General features: G+C 62.8%; 17 protein-coding genes. 3 read left to right on the top strand and 14 right to left on the bottom strand.

The window, feature by feature from the left end; translation table 11 throughout:
* The first annotated feature begins 34 nt into the window (after positions 1-34).
* Positions 35-1,564: an FAD-dependent oxidoreductase gene (locus tag CAF76_RS17385; RefSeq protein ID WP_085647906.1), complete on the top strand. Its 1,530-nt coding sequence runs from the start codon at positions 35-37 to the stop codon at positions 1,562-1,564.
* On the opposite strand, the gene pgaD is transcribed toward CAF76_RS17385, so the two are convergent.
* From pgaD to CAF76_RS17315, 14 genes are all read right to left on the bottom strand, one after another.
* Positions 1,557-2,090 (bottom strand): poly-beta-1,6-N-acetyl-D-glucosamine biosynthesis protein PgaD, encoded by a 534-nt coding sequence (gene pgaD / locus CAF76_RS17380; protein WP_039772993.1) that lies wholly within the window; start codon positions 2,088-2,090, stop codon positions 1,557-1,559. The two genes, CAF76_RS17385 and pgaD, sit on opposite strands and share 8 nt — an antisense overlap.
* Complete coding sequence (gene pgaC, locus CAF76_RS17375) at positions 2,087-3,442, bottom strand: poly-beta-1,6-N-acetyl-D-glucosamine synthase (protein WP_085647905.1); 1,356 nt, start codon at positions 3,440-3,442, stop codon at positions 2,087-2,089. Before pgaC ends, pgaD begins: the two co-directional genes overlap by 4 nt.
* A 1-nt stretch (position 3,443) precedes the next feature.
* Positions 3,444-5,441, bottom strand: coding sequence for a poly-beta-1,6-N-acetyl-D-glucosamine N-deacetylase PgaB (gene pgaB / locus CAF76_RS17370; RefSeq protein WP_085647904.1), 1,998 nt, complete (start codon positions 5,439-5,441; stop codon positions 3,444-3,446).
* 12 nt (positions 5,442-5,453) lie between these two features.
* Positions 5,454-7,934, bottom strand: a complete 2,481-nt coding sequence (gene pgaA / locus CAF76_RS17365; protein WP_085647903.1) for a poly-beta-1,6 N-acetyl-D-glucosamine export porin PgaA — start codon at positions 7,932-7,934, stop codon at positions 5,454-5,456.
* 257 nt (positions 7,935-8,191) lie between these two features.
* Entirely contained in the window at positions 8,192-9,697 is a 1,506-nt protein-coding gene (locus CAF76_RS17360; protein WP_085647902.1) for a YdgA family protein, read from the bottom strand.
* Between the two features lie 199 nt (positions 9,698-9,896).
* Complete coding sequence (locus tag CAF76_RS17355) at positions 9,897-10,532, bottom strand: NADH:ubiquinone oxidoreductase subunit N (protein WP_085647901.1); 636 nt, start codon at positions 10,530-10,532, stop codon at positions 9,897-9,899.
* A gap of 93 nt (positions 10,533-10,625) precedes the next feature.
* Positions 10,626-12,068 carry an efflux transporter outer membrane subunit gene (locus tag CAF76_RS17350; protein WP_064382679.1) on the bottom strand — a complete coding sequence of 481 codons (1,443 nt, stop codon included), beginning with the start codon at positions 12,066-12,068 and terminating at the stop codon, positions 10,626-10,628.
* Positions 12,065-12,952 (bottom strand): HlyD family secretion protein, encoded by an 888-nt coding sequence (locus CAF76_RS17345; RefSeq protein WP_085647900.1) that lies wholly within the window; start codon positions 12,950-12,952, stop codon positions 12,065-12,067. Before CAF76_RS17345 ends, CAF76_RS17350 begins: the two co-directional genes overlap by 4 nt.
* The gene (locus CAF76_RS17340) at positions 12,949-13,158 is read right to left on the bottom strand and encodes a DUF1656 domain-containing protein (RefSeq protein ID WP_007957657.1); all 210 of its coding nucleotides are present in this window, start codon (positions 13,156-13,158) and stop codon (positions 12,949-12,951) included. Before CAF76_RS17340 ends, CAF76_RS17345 begins: the two co-directional genes overlap by 4 nt.
* Positions 13,155-15,218, bottom strand: coding sequence for an FUSC family protein (locus CAF76_RS17335; RefSeq protein WP_085647899.1), 2,064 nt, complete (start codon positions 15,216-15,218; stop codon positions 13,155-13,157). Before CAF76_RS17335 ends, CAF76_RS17340 begins: the two co-directional genes overlap by 4 nt.
* Entirely contained in the window at positions 15,215-15,643 is a 429-nt protein-coding gene (locus CAF76_RS17330; protein ID WP_039773010.1) for a MarR family winged helix-turn-helix transcriptional regulator, read from the bottom strand. The genes CAF76_RS17335 and CAF76_RS17330 overlap by 4 nt, the downstream gene beginning before the upstream one ends.
* A 121-nt stretch (positions 15,644-15,764) precedes the next feature.
* A complete protein-coding gene (locus tag CAF76_RS17325; RefSeq protein ID WP_081353107.1) occupies positions 15,765-16,010 on the bottom strand; it encodes a type II toxin-antitoxin system Phd/YefM family antitoxin in 246 nt (81 codons plus the stop codon).
* An 88-nt stretch (positions 16,011-16,098) separates the two neighbouring features.
* Positions 16,099-16,344, bottom strand: a complete 246-nt coding sequence (locus tag CAF76_RS17320; protein WP_085613325.1) for a DUF2789 domain-containing protein — start codon at positions 16,342-16,344, stop codon at positions 16,099-16,101.
* A gap of 129 nt (positions 16,345-16,473) precedes the next feature.
* Positions 16,474-16,935, bottom strand: coding sequence for an aminoacyl-tRNA deacylase (locus tag CAF76_RS17315; protein ID WP_007957669.1), 462 nt, complete (start codon positions 16,933-16,935; stop codon positions 16,474-16,476).
* Positions 16,936-17,132: 197 nt separating this feature from the next.
* On the opposite strand from CAF76_RS17315, the gene CAF76_RS17310 reads away from it, so the two are divergent.
* Positions 17,133-17,660, top strand: coding sequence for an NfeD family protein (locus CAF76_RS17310; RefSeq protein ID WP_085647898.1), 528 nt, complete (start codon positions 17,133-17,135; stop codon positions 17,658-17,660).
* Between the two features lie 2 nt (positions 17,661-17,662).
* Positions 17,663-18,421 (top strand): slipin family protein, encoded by a 759-nt coding sequence (locus CAF76_RS17305; RefSeq protein WP_039773021.1) that lies wholly within the window; start codon positions 17,663-17,665, stop codon positions 18,419-18,421.
* The last annotated feature ends 25 nt before the right edge of the window (positions 18,422-18,446 follow it).

Genomic DNA, 18,446 nt, shown 5'->3' with positions numbered 1-18,446 from the left:
ACTCGTATGAGAAATGCCTGTAAGGAGCACGACCATGACCCTGCACCGTGTCGCCCGTTTCACCGATGTGCCTGAAGACCGTGGCCTGGAGGTGCAAGTCGGCGACTGCAAGGTCGTCCTGCTGCGCGCCGCCGGCCAGTTGCGTGCCTTTCAGGGGCAATGCCCGCACGCCGGCGCACCGCTGGCGGAAGGTGCGTTGTGCCATGGCCGTTTGATCTGCCCTTGGCACAAGGCAGCCTTTCGCGCCGAAGATGGCGCGTTGTGCGAGCCTCCGGCGCTGGACAGCCTCAAGCGCTATCCGCTGGAACTGCGCGGCGACGAGGTGTGGGTCGATGACCAGCCGCTGCCGGATCCGCACACCCCGCCGCAGGACGATCCGCGCACCTTTGTCATCGTCGGCGCCGGTGCCGGGGGAACGGCCTGCGCCGCCGCCCTGCGGGAAAAAGGCTTCGGCGGGCGGATCGTGCTGATCGACCGCGAGCCGGACGCCGGCTACGACCGAACGGTGCTGAGCAAATTCGTGCTGTCCGGGGAAATGCCGTCGGCGGAAACCCCGCCGCTGCGCGATGACGATTTTTACCGCGAACAGCACATCAACCGGGTTTCAGGCGAGGTCACAGGGCTCGATGCCAAAGCCAAAACCCTTCACCTGAGCGATGGCCGCACACTGCATTACAGCGCGGCGGTGCTGGCCACCGGCGCAACGCCGAACACGCTGGAACTACCCGGCGCCGACCTGCCCCAGGTATTTGTCCTGCGCTCCAAAGCCCAGGCGCAATCCATCATGGACGCCGCCCAGCCGGGCCAGCGCGCGGTGATCATCGGTGACAGTTTCATTGCGCTCGAATGCGCCTCGGCCCTGCGCCAGCACGGTCTCGAGGTGACGGTGCTGGCGCGTCACGAGATTCCCTTCGCGGCGCAATTCGGTGAAGCCGTGGGCAAGGCGATCCGGGCACTGCATGAAGAACACGGCGTGAAATTCATCACTGATCACGAAGCCAGGGAGATCACCGGCGACGGCAAGGTCGAGGCAGTATTGCTCGACAACGGTCTGCGCCTGTCGGCGGATCTGGTGTTGGCGGGAATCGGCGTGCATCCGGCGACCGAAGCGTTCGGCGATTTGCCGCGCGAGGAGGATCAATCACTGTTGGTCGATGCCAGCCTGCGCGTGGCTGACGACCTGTGGGCGATTGGCGATATCGCCACCTTCCCGTTGAACGGCAAACCACAACGCATCGAACACTGGCGCCTGGCCCAGCAGCACGCGCGGATCGCCGCCGCCAACCTGCTCGGTGGCGACGAGCATTACCTCGACGTGCCGTATTTCTGGACCTGGCATTTCGGCCGCAACTACGACTATCTCGGTCACGCCGAGGCGTGGGACGCAGTCGAATTCATCGGCGAACCCGAACAGCCGCCATTTATCGGGCTGTTCGGGAGCAAGGGCGTGGTGGTGGCGGCGGTGGCCTGCGAAGAGGAGCGAGCGATGGCGCTGCTGGCCGAACGCATGAAACAGCCGCTGCCGATGGATGAAGCCTGGCGGCTGATTCGCGCCGTCAGGTGATCCGGTTCAGCGGCTCGCGGTTGTCGTCGTCCTCGGCGTGCAGAAATATCACCCGAGGATGTTCCAGAGGCGCCAGCGGTGGCGGCAGTTCCTGCGGCTGAACCGGCCACAGATGCGGCACCACTTGGCTGACGTCGCCGTCCTGATCGTTGTGGATGGTCATCACGCCCGGCCCGCGCAGTTTCTGAAAGCGCTCGTCGCACAATTTGAAGCTGCGGCTCAGCCCTTCATCGTCGACCACCGGGGACGGCAGGCGGCGCTGGGCGAAGCTTCGGCTCTTGCGTTGCTGATAGCGCGCCCAGCCGATCAGGATCACCGCGTTGACCAGCGCCACCCACAGGTAAATCTGCAAGGTGCCAAGGGCTTCGAACGCCGAATTGTCGATGCGCGGCCCGCCTTCGTGGGTCTCGATCAGCGGCCATAGACCGCGCGCCAGCAGATACAGCAGGCCGATCCAGGCCAGCACGGTGAAGAACGCATCGACCACTACCAGAAACGGCCGTTGGCGGGTCCGGATGATTTTCATTTGATAACCTCCTCTTCATCGTCCCCGAGCGGCTTGATACCCCGGTCGGGGCTGACCCAGCGCGCACGCTTCTGGTGTTGGCCGAACAAGACTTTGGGGAAACTGACCAGCGTGGTCAGCAGGCTGACGAACCAGAACGCGATCGGATACCAGACCACCCAGAACATGGTCTTGCCCAGGCCCGGCTCGTAACGACGGTCAATGATGATGCTGACCGCGAACTGCACCAGACAGACAAACGCCAGCAGCAGACCGGTGAACGCCGGGGGCATCAGGTGATGCACCGCAATCGCTTCAGGCATGACCACGAACTTGCCGACGGCCCAGAAGATCACCGACAACAGGAAGGTAAACGCCCAACCGGTCGACAGGCAGTATTCGAACAGCAGCGGCCACAGGTAACGGTGACGGTACTGCCAGATCCCGCGAATATTCTTGAACAGCACTTCGGCGCCGCCCTGGGCCCAGCGCAGACGCTGTTTCCACAGACCGCGCAGGGTTTCCGGCATCAGGATCCAGCACAGGGCACGGGGCTCGTAGAAGATGCTCCAGTGATCCAGTTGCAGCTTCCAGCTGATGTCGATGTCTTCGGTGATCATGTCCGGGCTCCAGTAGCCAACCCGGTTCAGCGCCGTGCGGCGGAACGCAACGATCACACCCGACACCGTAAAGATCCGCCCGAACACCCGCTGGGTGCGCTTGATCAGCCCGATGATCGACGAGAACTCGCCGACCTGAACCCGACCGACCAGGGTCGAACGTGTGCGGATCCGTGGGTTGCCGGTCACCGCACCCAGTCGTGCGTTGTCGAGCATCGGCGCCACAAGGTAAGCGGCGGTGTTCGGCGCCAGCAGCGCGTCACCGTCGATGCACACCAGATATTCGCTGCGCGCAGCGATGGCGCCCATGCGCAGGGCCACGGCCTTGCCCTGGTTTTCCGCCAGGTGCAGCACCCGCAGTCGCGAATCTTCCTTGGCCAGTGCATCCAGCACTTCGGCAGTGTTGTCCTTGGAGCCGTCATTGATCGCGATGACTTCGATGTTCGGGTAATGCTGCGCCAGCGCCGCGTGGATGGTGTCGGCGGCGTTGTCGCCCTCGTTGTAGCAAGGGATCAGGATCGAAATCAGCGGTTCGCCTTCCAGCGGTGGCGGCAGGGTGTCGTCCTTCCACGGCCAGTGCCGCTCCCAGTGCAGCCAGAAATACAGGCCACCGGAAATCCACAACCCGGACATGAACAGCGGGTAGAAGAACACGAAGTCCATCAGGAATTGCCCGGTGACCAGGAAGATCAGCCCCAGCGGGACGCCGAGGACGATCGCCAGAACAAGCAGGGCCAGCAGTCTATCCAGCATGTCATGGGTTCCATTTGTTGGAGAGCGCAGGCCGCACGGTTTTCAGGTCCGGCAGGTTCTCGAGAAAGTTGTCCGGGTAGTAGCCGAAACTGGTGGCGCCCTGACGCTTGAGGCGGCTCATCCAGTCGGCCAGTTGCGCGCCGTCGATATCGGCCTGGTCCTTTTTCGTCCAGTCCCGGGCCTGCAGTTCGAACACCGTGCGATCCAGCGCGCCGGGGCGCTGTTTGATCTTCGCCACCAGCTCTTCGAGCCACGGGCCGGACTGCGCATACGTCTGTTTTTCCATGAGCGGCATGGCCATCGGCGCCGTCCAGTCGTAAGTCCCGAGGAAGTCGTCGAGGTTCTGCGCGAACCACGCTTCGCTGTGCGGATTGAGCACCGGCTCGGCGAAGATGTTGCGCGCGGTGAGCACTTGCGGGCCACGAATCGCGCGCACCTTGGCGGTGAGTTCCTTGGTGAAGTCGATCAGGTAACGGCTCTTGAACCGCGTCCAGCGCTGCATCGCTGCCGGATCGTCACGCAGAGCGGCGATCGAGCCCGGCAAGCCGTTGGCGGCATAGGCCTTCAGCGCCTGCGGGCTGGCGTCTTCGAAGTCCGAAAGCACCGCGTCGTCGTGGTAGAGAATGCCGTCGACCGAAGTCAGGCGTGCCACGTCTTCGTAGATCTCGCCGATGATCCGCCGCACGTCGGGATCGAACGGCGACAGGCGCTTGTATTGATCCGGGTCGACAGCGGTCGTGCCGGTCTTCGGATCCCAGCGCGTCACCCGTGGCAGCTTCGAATCCAGCTCGAAACTCAGCACCGGCATCCACGCGAAGACCTTCACGTGAGCCCGGGTGCGCAATTGCCAGGCGACGCGATCGAACAGGTCGGCGCGCATCGGCAGATGACGGTTGGGGAAGTACAGCGAATGCACCAGCCCATCGCCCTTCGGATCGGCGAAGGCTTGCAGGAACACGGTGTTGGCGCCCATGTCGGCCATGCGCTGGATCAGTTTGCCGAGGTTGATTTCCTGCTGCGCCGGATCCGGGTCGTAGACGTTGTCCAGATCGACGTGGACCACGCGCATGGTGAAATCCGATTGCACGCCGACCACGCTGTTGGCGAAGTGCTCGCCGTCAGGGTCGGAAGCCACCAGGAAACGCGGCCCGCTCATCAGGTTGTCGAGGGCATCGAGGCCGTCATCGAGGGTCAGGGCCATTTCATAGCCTTCCTCGCTCACCACGGTCAGCGACGTGCCGTCCGCCGTGCCGTAAGGCCAGACCCAGATGCGCGGTTTTTTACCGGTGTTCTTGCGGATCTTCTCCGAGATCGCCTGCACGTCAGCGCGGATCCGCGCCTGGAAATCGGCCTCGGATTCGTAGCGTTTGCTCACAGGATCGTAGCGTCGGGTCGCGGCCGCCGGCTGCAGGTTGCCTTGCGGGTTGGCGAGAATGCCTTTGTGATTGGCATCGGTGTGAGCGGCGATTTCCACCAGACCCGATTGCGAGATTTCCCGCACCTGAGCCCAAGTCAGGAAGTCGGAGCGCGCACGCGGCGTGCCAGCGAAGTCCACCGGCTGGTTCAGCGGCGTGTCGATCCAGGTGCCGACCGGCGCCAGCAGCGCATGCCAGTTGTAGGCGCGCAACACCGGCAACACGCGAGTGTAAAAGCTTGAATAACCGTCGTCGAAACTGAGCAGGATCGCCTTGGGCGGCAGTTCCGGCCCGCCTTTGCGCGCGGCCATGATCTGGTCGACCGTCACCGGTTTGTAGTTGTTTTCCCGCAGCCAGGCGAGCTGTTCGAGCAGGCGCTCGGTGCGCACCGCCACCACCGCCTGATCGGGGTCACGGTCTTCGACGTCGTGGTAGGCAATGCCCAGCACGTGGTTTTTCGGCCAGGGCTTTTCATTGGCTGCCAGCGGTCGCTCGGACGGCGGCACGAAGGCCGGGGCTTGCTGGGCGCAGGCGCTGACCAGCAGCACTCCCAGCAGAAGGAAGAAACGCGAAATCAAAGGCATCTTCAAACTCTTCTAGAAGCGGAAAGTGAGGTCGACGAGCAGACGCAGATCGGTTTCCCGGTCACCGTCGTAGGGCCGGTTGATCACGCTGAACAAACCGCCCACCTCGAACACATCGTTCCAGGCGTAGCGCTGGCCGTAACCGAGCAATGCCATGCCGCCGGTGCCGTGATCACGCTGGCTGTAAGTACCCGCACCGGCCTGGAACTGCTGGCTCCAGGCAGTTTCGTAGCGGTGGTACAGCACGTGATTGACGTTGAGCAGCGGCATGACGCTGAAGTCCGACTTCGGGTTGAAGTACGGCACGTCATCGGACTTGGAGTTGTGGCTGGTGCCCACTTCCAGGCCCGCATCGACTTGCAGGTTCGGCGCGCTGTAGACGCCCTCTTTTCCGGTCAGCAAGGCTTCGACGCGGTTGTTGCCGTCGCTGAAGTGCGACGGGCTGACCGCCAGCCGCCACTCGCGGCTGTCGTTGGCGCGCCAACGGATGAAACCGCTGCCGCCGTTGGCCTTGATGTCGCTGTTCAATGCCCGCAGCGGGGTCTCGGCCGAGAGGTATTCGAGGCTGCCGCCGTATTGCCAGTGGTCGTTGATATCGCGGGCAATCGCCAGACGCGCGCCCTGCTTGTCGCCGAAACCGTAGGAATGATTCGATACTTCGGCTTCGAGGGTCATGTCGCGGGTGCGACGCTCCAGGCCGACACGCTGGAAGCGGTGGTGGCCGGTGCCTTCGGCAAAATCGCCGGTGGCGTATCCGGCCCCGCCGAACACTCGCCAGTCTTCATTGATCGGCGGGCTGTAAAGGGTGGTCTGGATGCCGAAATCCCGGCTGCCGGAGACCGCGCCGGCATCGCCACCGCTGCCGCCGTTGGCCTTGCCGCCATAGGCCTCGACGCGCAGCTCGGACATGTCGTGCACTTCACGTTCACGGGCCAGACGCTGGACCTGACGGTTGTCGGGGAAGCGCGCCACCACATCATCGGTCAGCGCATCCATCTGCCGCCATTCCTGCAAGTCCATGGCGGCGCGGGCCTGCGCGACTTCCAGGCCCATGTCGCGCGGCGCGATGCTCTCGGTTTCCTTGAGCTGGTTTTCCGCGCGGCGCGGCCAGTTGCGGGCCAGGTACAGATCGGCCTGGGCCAGGCGCAGGCCGATGTTGCCCGGTGCCTGATCCACCAGAGTCTGCAAACGCTCTTCACCGTGAGGCAGGTCGGAGCCATAGGTGCCGGCCTGTGCCGCCAGTTGCTGGGCGTCCATCCATTCGTCGTTGGGGTTGCCGATCGGCAAGCCCTTGAGTTCGACACGCGGCTTCTGCGCCTTGGCCTGATCCTCAGCAACCTTGCGCGCCTCTTCGGCGCGGTCGCTTTCCAGCAGCGAGTAATACAGCGCCGTGGTGTCTTCGAGTCGGTCGCCGACATCGGCGTCCGGCGCCGCCAGCACCTGACGGTAAAGATCGGTGGCGATTTCCGGCTGGCGCTGATCCAGATAGGACGCCGCCACCCAGCGCAGGGCGTAGGTCGGGATCTTCACGCCTTCGGCTTGCAGCTTCTGGTATTCACTGATGACTTCGGCGGTGCGCGCCCGGGCCTTGAGTGCGCCCATGCGGTCGATGCGCCAGCGGGTCACGTCATCGTGGGCGCTGGCGTCCGGGGTCCAGGTGGCGAGCAACTGGTCGTAGTCGGCCAGGGCGCGGTCGGCGATCACGTAGCGTTCTTTTTCGCTGCGGGTGGCCAGTTCGGCCAGGCGCACGCGTTCGGCGGCCAGATCACCTTCCAGTCGACGCAAGGTGACGGGATCGATCAACCCCGGACGCTGCCTGGCAAGCCGCAGCGCCGGCTCCGGCAGACGCACCTTTTGCAGGGCGACCACGTATTCGCGAGCGACCTCGGGTTTGTTGCCGGCGCGCATGAAGGCCTGGTCGTATTCGAACAGCGCGTCGTACGGCTTGCCGGCGCGACTCAAGGCGTAGCCCAGCGCCAGTCGGCGGGAGGGATCATCGGGTTTGGCGGCGACCAGCGAACGGGCGCGGATCACCCCTTCGTCAGGCTTGCTGGAATCGGCCTGGGTCAGCGCGAGACCGAGTTGCAGGTCGGCGTTATCCGGCTCCAGGGTCAGGGCCTTGTTGTAGACCTGGATCGCCTGATCCCAGCGTTTGAGGTTACGGTAGGCCCGGGCGGTGGCGGTCAGCGCCTGAACCGGCAGTGCGCGGCCACGACCCTGGGTCTCGTAGACCTGCACCACTTCCGCATCAAGTCCGGCCCATCCTGCGATCTGCAGGTGATCGCTGACCTGGCCGGTGGTGGCCTGGGCCGGCGGCACCTGACGCAAAACGGTCAGCGCGGGCGTGTAATGCCCGGCCCGGGCGTCGAGCACCATTTGATCGTAGGCCGTGTCGGCGAACGCGAACGCCGGCCAGAGCAACTGGCTGCACAGCGCGACTCGAAACAAAGGGCGTAAACCACGATGTAATACAGGACCATCAATACGCGGCATTCGTCAGCATCCTTACATGGCCAGCCGGGTAGCAGTGCCCCCCCTTGCCCAATTCGTAACGGAGGCCAGGTCGATTCACCTGGCCAAGCTATCCAAGCAGTCTTGCACGCAAGCGTAGATCAATATTCAGAACACAATAATTGTTCAGATTCGTGACGATGACTGGCCCCGGCTGACCGTTGACCCGGATGCCAGACAGCAAAACGCCCGGCGTCTGCGGGTGCAGAGGCCGGGCGTTTCGGTGACGCGCGAGGCGTTTACTGAGGCTGTTCGATACTGCCGAACTTGCTCATCAGGAAGCCCACGAACTGCTCGACGGTCATCTTCTGGCCGTTGAATTCAACCTGATTGGCGGCGTAATGCAGCTTGGTGACAACGTTGGTGCCATCCAGGGTCGCCAGCTGCGAACCGACGGCCATGCCGGCGAACATGTCGGCGCCAGCGCTGGCCTGGTCGACGATGGCCTTGGCATCGGTCTGGCCATCGATTTGCGCCTGCACGCTGAGCAGGTCGACCAGCATCGGCTTGGACACCAACACATTGATGTCCAGCAGCGCGATCAACTGTTTGCCCAGTTGATCCGGTGGCAGGTCCATCGACGCAGGCTTGGTCAGATCAAGCACCAGATTCGCCCGGCTTTCGCCGTTGGCGGTTTTCAGCGACAGGTCTTCCAGCGCCAGTTGCGGCCCGGCCGCCAGCAGTTTCTGCAGGTCGGCCTTGACCTGGGTCGACTCGGCCTCGGTCAGGTTCAGCTCCGGTGCCGGCAGGCCGGCGGCGGTGGCTTCGGCAGCGGCTTTTTCGTAAGGCTGCAGCTTGGTCTGGTAGATCTGCATCAGCGACATCGCCGACGGAATGTCGAGGTTTTTCAGGCTCATGGCCAGATTGGCCGAACCGATCTTCTTGTCGTTGAGGGTCACTTCAGCGACCTTGTAGTCGGCACGGCCGGAGGCGTTGCTGCCGTTCTCTTCGGTACGGTTCTTCATTTCGAAGTTCTTCACGCCCAGCACCGACTGCTTGGCGCCGAAGGTGGTCTTGCTGCTGGTCAGCTCCAGGGTGTTCTCGCCGGTGTAGTAGCCGTAGGTGCTCTTGGCGAGGTTGCTGGCCAGGGTCAGGCCATTGAGTTCGATCTGCACCGGGGTCTGGTCTTCGGCGACCGTGGTCAGGCGCAGGCTGTCCATGTAGCCGTCGGCCTTGACCTTCTGGGCCTGAGCGCTGGCGGAAATATCCATGTTCAAGCCGGAAAACTTCAGGTTCGACTTGTCATCCAGCGCGGTTTCCAGTGGCAGCAGTTCGAGGTTGCCGGTGGTGGACTGGTCGTAGCCGATGTTGACCACACCTTTGAGCGGCGCCGCGCCCTTGGTGGCGGCAAACCATTTTTCGGTGATCGGGGTCTTTTCCAGCTCAAAGTGACTGGTGGCCATGACCGGCAGCCATTTCAGCGAAACCAGACGCGAGAACGGCAGCGGGCCATGTTCGATGCGGTCGACGAACAGCAGCTCGACCGGCGCTTCGCCGAACATTTCACCCTCGCCCTTGAGGCGATAGTGCGCGGTGCTGCTGAAGGTGTTGCGCTCCAGCGATACCAGTTCCAGCGACGCACTGCCGTTGGAGCCGGCCATGGCGGTCTGCAACTCGCTGTTGGCATTGGCGACGGCGTTGTTCAGCACGCCTTCGATTTTGGTGCCGGTGTACCAGGCCCCGCCTACGCTGATGGCGCCAATGGCCACAACAATTCCGAGAAGCACGCCTGCTGATTTATTCATGAATGACCTGATCGATTTCCGTGGCTGAAAGTGTGGTCGTCTTCCCTGAACCCGTGACCGGGCCGTGGCGCGACTCCGCTGAATTTAGCGGTGGAGATTAGCACCGGGCGCGCCTGGCAGCCCAATGTTTAAAGGTTAAAGAATGTCGACAAGACATGGACAAACAAAAAGATCGCCGGGTTCGGCGATCTTTTCGGGCTCAGGAGTATTGAACCTCGATCTCGTCCAGCTGATGGTCGAAGCTTTTCAGCCGCGCGGTCCAGGTGTACACCAGCACTTCGAAATCCCGGTCGATCACCGCTCCGTCCGGCCCGTCGCTGCGCGGGTCGCAGAAATCCAGTTGATAACGCTCGCGGGCCATGGCTGTGGCGACGTCCGACAGTTCGCGGGCGTTGTTGAGCCAGTGCCAACCGTCGCCGGCGACTTGTCGGTCGAGGGCCAGACATTGTTTTTTCAGGGCTTCGAGGCTTTTTTCCAGCGGCGTGCCGGTGAGCTCGCCCATGACTTCGGCGAAGGTACGCCCCGGCTGCCAGTAGCCGCCCCAGAAGTAGCGGTCGAATACGGTTTCGACTTTGCGCAGCGCGACCTTGGTGTCCCAGATCAGCAGCAGCGTCTTGCTTTGCTCAAGCTGGCGTTTCTTGAGTCGCTGGGTCTGCACCAGCGCCGACGCCACGACCACGATCGCCATGACCGCGATCAGCGCCACGGTGCTGTCGAGGAAGACCATTGCCTTGTCGATCTGGTGGGCCAGCATGATGCCGTAGAAATAGGTGGCCGACAGCAGCACCAGGGCTACCAGGGCGCACCAGAAGCCAAGAGCGTAAGGGTTTTTCATTATTGGTTTCCCCTAGACCTGCGCTAGCGATGTGCACTGAAAAGGCGCCTGGTTCGGGGCGCCCTTTCAATACTTCAAAGCATAGCAACGGCCTCAGGGTTTGCTGGCGCTCGAGGCTTGCGTTCGTCCGCTTTCCCAACCGCCGCCCAGGGCGAGGAACAAATCGATCTGGCTCATGGCAACCTGGGTGTTGGCCGCGGCCAGTTGCGCGGTGACGTCGGTGTAAGTGCGGGTGGCCTGCAGGTCTGCAAGGAACGACTCGCGACCGGCCTGGAAGAAGCGGTGCGTCTGGTCCGCCGCCAGTTTTGCCGACTGCTCGGCATCGGCCAGTGCATCGCGGCGTTGCAGCAGCGCGGAGTACTGGGACAGACCTGTCTGGGTTTCGCGGATGGCGTTGAGCACCACGCCGTCGAAATGCGCCAGCGCGCCCTGGGTCGTGGCTTCGGCTTCACGGATGCGGGCCCGGGCGCCGTTGGTCGGCACACTCCAGCTCAGCGACGGGCCGAAGCCCCAGCGGTTGGTGGACGGTTTGCCCAGGTTGTCGAGAATGCCGACGGTGCCGATTGTCGCGCCGAAACTGATGTCCGGGTACAGCTCGCCGGTGGCGATGCCGATCCCGGCGGTCGCGGCCGCCAGACGCCGCTCGGCCTGGCGGATGTCCGGCCGACGCTTGAGCAGCGCGGCGCCGTCACCGACTGGCACCAGTTGGGCGATTTTCGGCAGCTCGGCACAGGTCGCGGTGCCGGCCGGCAATTGATCGACAGGCTTGGCCAGCAGCATCGACAGACGGAACAACCCGGCCTGCCGCGCCGCCTCATAACGCGGCATGTCGGCGCGCAGGGATTTGAATTGGGTCTGCGAACGGGTGACCTGGGTTTCGTCGCCACGCCCGGCATCGCGCAGGCGCTGGATCAGGGTGGTGCTCTGGGATTGCAGGTCGAGGGAATGCTGGGCGATTTCCCGTTCCTCGTTCGCCGCGCAGACCTGGGTGTAGGCCCGCACCACGTCGGCGACCAGGGTGATGCGTGCCGTATCGGCAGCGGCCTGGGTTGCGTCGGCGTTGGCTTTGGCCGCTTCGATCCCGCGTTGCAACGTGCCCCACAGGTCGAACTGATAGGACGCGCTGATGCCGATATCGCCGATGTTGGCCACCGGCACTTTCTCCGGCAGCAGGAATGCCTCGCCGGATTCCTGCAAGCGTTGCGCACCCATCTTCACGCCGCCGCTCCAGCCACCGGCCGCTTCGGCTTCATCGACCTGCGCACGGGCCCGCGACAGGTTCGCCGCCGCCACCCGCAGATCAGTGTTGGAGGCCATGGCCTGCTGCACCAGTTGATCCAGACGCGGATCCTGGTACAGCCGCCACCAGTCCGCCGGCACCGGGGCCGACACCACCGGTTTGCCGGCCACCGCCAGGTCGCCCTGGAAATCCTTGCGCTGGATCGCCGCGTCTTCGGGCACGTGGTAGTCCGGCCCGACCATCGAGCAGGCCGACAGCATCATGCCCAAACCGGCGATCATCAGAGCCCTGCTCATTTGGCGGACTCCTGCGGTTGATCGTCGATGATCGACACAGTGGCGGTACGCCCGGCGATCATGCGGAAATCATCCGGTACGTCGTCGAAGGCAATGCGCACCGGAATCCGTTGCGCCAGACGCACCCAGCTGAACGCCGGATTGACGTTGGGCAGGAGGTTGCTGCCGCTCGAACGGTCGCGGTCTTCGATACCGGCGACGATGCTTTCGACATGCCCGCGCAAGCGGGCGCGGTCGCCGATCACACGGATATCCACCGACTGCCCGATGTGGATGCCGTCGAGTTTGGTTTCTTCGAAATAGCCGTCGATGTGGAACGAATTGCTGTCGACCACCGACAACACCGGACGCCCGGCGGTGACGAATTCCTGCGAGCGTGGCGCACGGTCGTTGACGTAGCCGTCCACCGGACTGCGGATCACCGAGCGATCGAGGTTGAGCTGAGCACTGTCCACCGCCACCAGCGCTTCGGCCAGGGCCGATTGCGCGCGGGCCACTTTCGACAGGCTTTCTTCCAGCTGTTCGGCTGGCACCAGATTGCCCAGACCACGGTTACGCTTGGCTTCACGCTGCGCCTGAGCCAGGGTTTCTTCGCGATCGGCGACCGCCGCCCTGGCCTGGCGCAACGCCAGTTTGAAACGGTCCTGGTCGATGCTGAACAGCACCTGGCCGCGTTTCACCAACTGGTTGTCCTTCACTTCGACCTGCTGGATCAGCCCGGACACGTCCGGAGCGATCTGCACGATGTCGGCGCGAATGTGGCCGTCGCGGGTCCAGGGCGCGAACATGTAATACATCACCATGCGCCAGACCACGACGACGGCGAAAGTCACGATCAGCAGCGTCAGGACGACGCGACCGAGGGTCAGAAACGGTTTTTTCATGTCATCAGGTATCGACTGAGTGAATCCACGCCGTACAGCATCACGGCGTAGAGAGCCACGTTGAACAATGCCCGGTGCCAGACCAGACGGTAGAAATGCAGGCGTGTGAGCACGCCGTGTACCAACACAAACAGCACATAAGTGATGCCCATCAACACCAGCAGGGTTGGCAGGAAAATGCCGCTGATATCCAGATCACCGATCATAGGGGCGCTCCTTCGGGCAGCGGTTCTTCGGGCTCTGCGTTGGAAACGAATTCCACGCCGGGCAACAGCGCCAGGCGCAAACCGCTCAAGGCGTGCAACAGGTTGAGCCGGGTTTCTTCATCGCCGTGGCCGTTGAGCGCGCGGCGGGTGCGATCCATGGTCATCAGCAAGGCGCTTGGCGCTGGCAGGCGTTCGCCGGCCTTGAGACAGGCCCGGAAATACTCGCCGACCTCTGCCACCACTTGCTTGAGCAACGCGTTCGGCGCGCCCGTCACTCGCGGTGTGTAGGCGAGCAGGTCGAGCAGGTTCAGCCCCACGCGCACTTCGCGCATGGCGATGCCGGTGTCCTGGCCGGTCAGCGCCAGACGCGGCAGGTGCTGCATCAGACGGTCGAGCAGTTGCACACCCAGTTGCCGGTGTTCGGCGAGGTTCGCCGGTTCGGTCATGCTGACGATGTCTTTCCAGCTGAAACGGGTCAGGCGCTTGGCCGCCAGTTCGGCGCCGAACGGCCGGGCGATCAGGGTCCAGATAAACGCGAACAACAACCCAATCGGACCCGCCAGGTTGGAATTGACGAAGGCAAAGAAGTCCGCGTCGTAAGCACCGGAAATGCTGATGAACGACGAGGTGTTGACCAGCGTCAGCAGCATGCCGAGGTAGAAGCGTGGCTGCACCGTCAGGGTGCCGACACAGATGAACGGCACCGCGAACGCCAGCACCAGCATCGGAAAGTCATGCAGGTTCGGCAGCACCAGAAACAGGTACAGACTGGCAAACAGCACCGACATACCGGTCCAGAAAAAGAACCGGTAGATCTGCGGCGCCGGGTCGTCCATCGAGGCGAAGAAGCTGCACGACACCGCCGCCAGAATCACCGCGCTGCCGCCGTCGGTCCAGCCCAGCAGGATCCACAGTACCGAGGCGACGATGATCGCCAGGATGGTCGAGACCACCGAATACAGCATCAGCCCACGGTCGATGAATGGCGTCAGGCGACCGAGGCGCCAGTGACGATACACCGCGCGCCAGCTGTCCTGGCGCTCGCACAGGATCGCGTCCTGCAGGCTGCGGCAGTCCTGCCACAGATCGATGAATTCGCCGAGGCGATACAGCGCGTTGGAAAACAGCAACTGTCTGCGATCTTCCAGGGCTTCGGTGCTCGGTTGCAGCGCTTCGAGCTGATCCCGCAGGGCTTGCCAGCGGTCGAGATCGGCGTCTTTGTGGCCGAGCCATTCGCGGGTCGCGGTGAGCAGCGGGGCGAACTTTTCCACCAGCTCGGGCGTGCGCCTTTCGAGGGCGTAAAGCGAATCTTCGAGGGCATCGATCACCGGCAGCAGGTGGATCATCCGCCCGCGCAGTTCCTTGGTGTTGCGCACCGTCTGCGGCCGCGCACCTTCGTGCGGCAACTGGCCGATCATCAATTCCAGGCTGTTGAAACTGCCGACCATGGCCATGCGCAGGGCTGCGACCTCTTCGGGCTGCACGTCGCGGCTGAGGAATTTCAGACTGTAAGTTGTGGCGTCGGCGAACCACTTGCCCACGGCATCGTTGAACACCGGTGCCAGGCGTCGTGGCCAGAACATTGCGCCGACCACCGCCGCTACGGCGATGCCGAGAAAGATTTCCTCAGTCCGCGACTCGGCCACGTCCCACACCGCCAGCGGGTTATCCACCACCGGCAGGGCGATCAACGGCAAGGTGTAGCCGGCCAGCATCAGCGCGTAGTTGTTGGCGGTGCGCAAATGCAGGGACAGAAACAGCAGAATCCCCGTCCACAAGGCGATGACCACCACCAGCACATACGGGCTCTGAACGAACATCGGCACGAACAACACCGCCGCCGCCGCACCGAGAAACGTGCCGATCGCCCGATACAACGCCTTGGAACTGGTCGGGCCGAGGAACGGGCTGGAAACGATGTACACCGTGGCCATCGCCCAGTACGGACGCGGCATCTGCATGAGCAAGGCGATGTACAGCGCGGTCATCGAAGCCGCAAACGTGCGGACCCCGTAGAACCAGTCCCGCGCCGGGGGCATGCCGGAAAAGAACCCGTTCACGGATTGATCACCGTTGGCGGAGTGGCCGCCTCAAAAGCTCTCAGTACTCGAAGCGTAGCCTCCAGATCGCGCTGGTCGATGCCTTCGAGCACTTCATGACGCAGACGCACCAGTTGCGCCTCCACCGCTTGCACCAGCTCACGGCCGGCGTCGGTCAGGCTCAGGCATTTGGCGCGACGGTCCTGGGCATCTTCGGTGCGGCAGACAAACCCGGCGTGACACAACTGATCGAGCAGGCGCACCAGCGACGGCGACTCCATCCCCGCCGCCTGCGCCACCTGCACCTGGCGCACACCCTCGCCCAACCGCCCGATCATCAACAACGGGACGGCGCAGGCTTCGGAAATTCCATAATTGACCAGCGTGGTCTGGCAGATCTTCCGCCAATGCCTGGCGGCCACCACCATGGCACTGCTGATGTTCATCTGGAGAACGTCGAGGTTATTCGGCACGAGGGAATGCACACACTGTTAGTTTGCTAACTATCAATATCGCATTGGTGGGGAAATTCAGTCAAGTTTTGAAACAAATCTCCTCGAAGGTTTTTTACAGTTGATCCAGCTCGATGGGTTTTCCAATTTCATTGCGTCGCGAGTGAATGATCAACGCCAAATACTGATCGTCCAGCCGTTCAATAACCGCCTCATACAATGATGCGGAAAGCAGGACAGCTAAAACTTGACTGTGCTTTTGTAAAACGACTGGCTCATATTTGACGTCCTTGATTACCGCATCAAAATTTTCTTTAAAAGCCTCGACACTGATCATTTTTACCGGGGGGAATCTTTGCATTTTTCAGCTTCCAGTCTTCTTTGAAATCGGAAGCTACCCCAGATAGAGAGGGCGATTGAGGATATCCTGTGACGAAATTTTACGCTGACTAAGCGCCCCGCCCCTTCCTCAACATCACATCCAACTGATCCACCACCTCCGCCCAATCCGCATCATCGAGAATTTCGTCCCGCAGGAAATCCGCCTGGCTCTCGCTCCAGAAAAACGCGTCGCACAGGTGCAGTTCGGGTTTGAGCGGGGAATGGGTGGCGATGAACTGGTCGATGCTGACCGGGTCGTTGTCCAGGCCGAGTTGCTTGAACAGGGATGGGAGGCTGTGCGTCGGGTTTTCCATGTCGGAACTCCTGCGAGATTTGTAGGGTGTGAAAGATTTTTCGCGAGCAAGCCCGCTCCCACAGGTTTAGCGCAGAACCTGTGGGAGCGAGCTTGCTCGCGATTGGCGTCGGCACAGACGCTAAAAAAGCTACTGACTCAACTCCCGCACCTGCGCATGCGGCACCATTTTCAGGAACTCGGGCATGCTCATGTGCAGCAGGTTGTTGTGGTTGCCGGCTTCCAGGTAGATGTCTTTCTGCCGGGTCAGCAGCGGGTCGATGACCATGTCCAGGCCATAGGAATCGCCCAGGGGCGGTACGGCGCCGCGTTCGCAGTCGTCGAAAATGTGCGCCAGATTGCTTTCGCGGGTGATTTGCCATTCGCCGCTGCTGCGCACCTTGCTCAAGTCCAGGTGTCGGCTGGCGGGCAGCACCGCCATCAGGTAGTGCCCGTGACGGTCGTCCAGGATCACCGATTTGGCCACCCGTTCTGCGGCAATCCCGGAGACCCGCGCCGTTTCCAGGCTGCTGGACGAGTGCGGGTGGGTGACGATGTCATATTCGCATTGCGCCCGGTTGAGGCTGCTCTGCACTTTCTTGGCCATACGCATGATGCACCTCGGTGCCCGCCGACGCTGCGCGGCGGACGGTAATGAAACGCTGTGGCTGTCCTTCAAAGTCTAGTCCCGTCGGCCGCGCACACCGGGAAATCCGCCCACTGGCGGGGCGGGGAGAATTGATCAAAATTCATCCAGCCACAGCCTCAACTAGACTGTAAGAACAACCCCTGACTCTCGCGGAGGGTCACGTGAACATCCGTTGCTGTGCGTTTGCCCTGTTGCTGCTGAGTGGAACGGTGGTTGCGGCAGACACCCCGTTTACCGCTGTCAGCCCGGTCGGTCTGTGGCTGATCACCCTGGGCATCGCGTTTCTGATCGCCGAAGCCGCGCTGCCCAACTACGGGGTGATCGGCCTCGGCGGCATCGTCATGTTCGTGATCGGCGCACTGATCCTGAGCAACGCCGAACTGCCGGTACCGATGATGATCGGCCTCGGCCTGGTCAGCGCCCTGTTGCTGATCGCGCTGCTGGTCCGCGCCCTGAAAACCCGACCGCGCCAACCGGTCAGCGGCGATGCCGGCCTGCTCGGCAGTGTCACGGCGGTGACGGTGGTGCAACCGGAAGACAGCCGCAACGGCTGGGTGCAGTTGCAAGGAGAACGCTGGCAGGTGCTGAGCGCCACACCGCTGCACACCGGGCAACCGGTGCGGGTGGTCGGGCGCAAGGGTCTGTTGCTGCAAGTGGCCGCGACTGACGCGGCACCGCTCGGAGAGTGATCATGGGTCTGCAAATCGGTTTTGTCGCGCTGCTGCTGTTGCTGATCGCCCTGGCCGGCTCGACGTTCCGCATCCTGCGCGAATACGAACGCGGCGTGGTGTTCCAGCTCGGACGCTTCTGGCAGGTCAAGGGACCGGGGCTGATCCTGCTGATTCCGGTGGTGCAGCAAATGGTCCGGGTCGATCTGCGCACCATCGTCCTCGACGTGCCGCCGCAGGACGTGATCACCCGCGACAACGTATCGGTGAAGGTCAACGCGGTGCTGTACTTCCGCGTGCTCGACCCGCAGAAAGCGATCATCCAGGTCGAAGACTTCCTCATGGCCACCAGCCAACTGGCCCAGACCACCCTGCGCGCGGTGCTCGGCAAACATGAGCTGGACGAACTGCTGGCCGAACGCGAACGCCTGAACATCGACATCCAGCAAGTGCTCGACGCCCAGACCGACGCCTGGGGGATCAAGGTCGCCAACGTCGAAATCAAGCACGTCGACCTCAACGAGTCGATGGTGCGCGCCATCGCCAAACAGGCCGAAGCCGAGCGGGAACGGCGCGCCAAGGTGATCCACGCCGAAGGCGAATTGCAGGCCTCGGAAAAACTCATGCAGGCCGCCGAAATGCTCGGTCGCCAGCCCGGCGCCATGCAACTGCGCTACATGCAGACCTTGAGTTCGATTGCCGGGGACAAGAGCTCGACCATCGTCTTTCCGTTGCCGATCGAACTGCTCAAGGGCATGGCAGATTTGTCAGGTAAATCCTGAGGCAAAAGCTCGCAGTCGGCAGCGG

It is taken from the genome of Pseudomonas sp. B40(2017), from assembly GCF_002112855.1.
Taxonomy (GTDB): Bacteria; Pseudomonadota; Gammaproteobacteria; order Pseudomonadales; family Pseudomonadaceae; genus Aquipseudomonas; species Aquipseudomonas pharyngis.
Note: the sequence above shows the minus strand (reverse complement) of the source record. Positions and strands in the feature narration are given on the sequence as shown.

Excerpts from the sequence above, each read along its gene's own strand:
- CAF76_RS17325 (WP_081353107.1), bottom strand. The coding sequence starts at position 16,010 with ATGCAAAGATTCCCCCCGGTAAAAATGATCAGTGTCGAGGCTTTTAAA.
- CAF76_RS17330 (WP_039773010.1), bottom strand. The coding sequence starts at position 15,643 with ATGAACATCAGCAGTGCCATGGTGGTGGCCGCCAGGCATTGGCGGAAG.
- CAF76_RS17345 (WP_085647900.1), bottom strand. The coding sequence starts at position 12,952 with ATGAAAAAACCGTTTCTGACCCTCGGTCGCGTCGTCCTGACGCTGCTG.
- pgaC (WP_085647905.1), bottom strand. The coding sequence starts at position 3,442 with ATGCTGGATAGACTGCTGGCCCTGCTTGTTCTGGCGATCGTCCTCGGC.
- pgaD (WP_039772993.1), bottom strand. The coding sequence starts at position 2,090 with ATGAAAATCATCCGGACCCGCCAACGGCCGTTTCTGGTAGTGGTCGAT.
- CAF76_RS17355 (WP_085647901.1), bottom strand. The coding sequence starts at position 10,532 with ATGAAAAACCCTTACGCTCTTGGCTTCTGGTGCGCCCTGGTAGCCCTG.
- pgaA (WP_085647903.1), bottom strand. The coding sequence starts at position 7,934 with ATGCCGCGTATTGATGGTCCTGTATTACATCGTGGTTTACGCCCTTTG.
- CAF76_RS17320 (WP_085613325.1), bottom strand. The coding sequence starts at position 16,344 with ATGGAAAACCCGACGCACAGCCTCCCATCCCTGTTCAAGCAACTCGGC.
- CAF76_RS17340 (WP_007957657.1), bottom strand. The coding sequence starts at position 13,158 with ATGATCGGTGATCTGGATATCAGCGGCATTTTCCTGCCAACCCTGCTG.
- CAF76_RS17385 (WP_085647906.1), top strand. The coding sequence starts at position 35 with ATGACCCTGCACCGTGTCGCCCGTTTCACCGATGTGCCTGAAGACCGT.
- CAF76_RS17350 (WP_064382679.1), bottom strand. The coding sequence starts at position 12,068 with ATGAGCAGGGCTCTGATGATCGCCGGTTTGGGCATGATGCTGTCGGCC.
- CAF76_RS17360 (WP_085647902.1), bottom strand. The coding sequence starts at position 9,697 with ATGAATAAATCAGCAGGCGTGCTTCTCGGAATTGTTGTGGCCATTGGC.
- CAF76_RS17315 (WP_007957669.1), bottom strand. The coding sequence starts at position 16,935 with ATGCGTATGGCCAAGAAAGTGCAGAGCAGCCTCAACCGGGCGCAATGC.
- pgaB (WP_085647904.1), bottom strand. The coding sequence starts at position 5,441 with ATGCCTTTGATTTCGCGTTTCTTCCTTCTGCTGGGAGTGCTGCTGGTC.
- CAF76_RS17305 (WP_039773021.1), top strand. The coding sequence starts at position 17,663 with ATGGGTCTGCAAATCGGTTTTGTCGCGCTGCTGCTGTTGCTGATCGCC.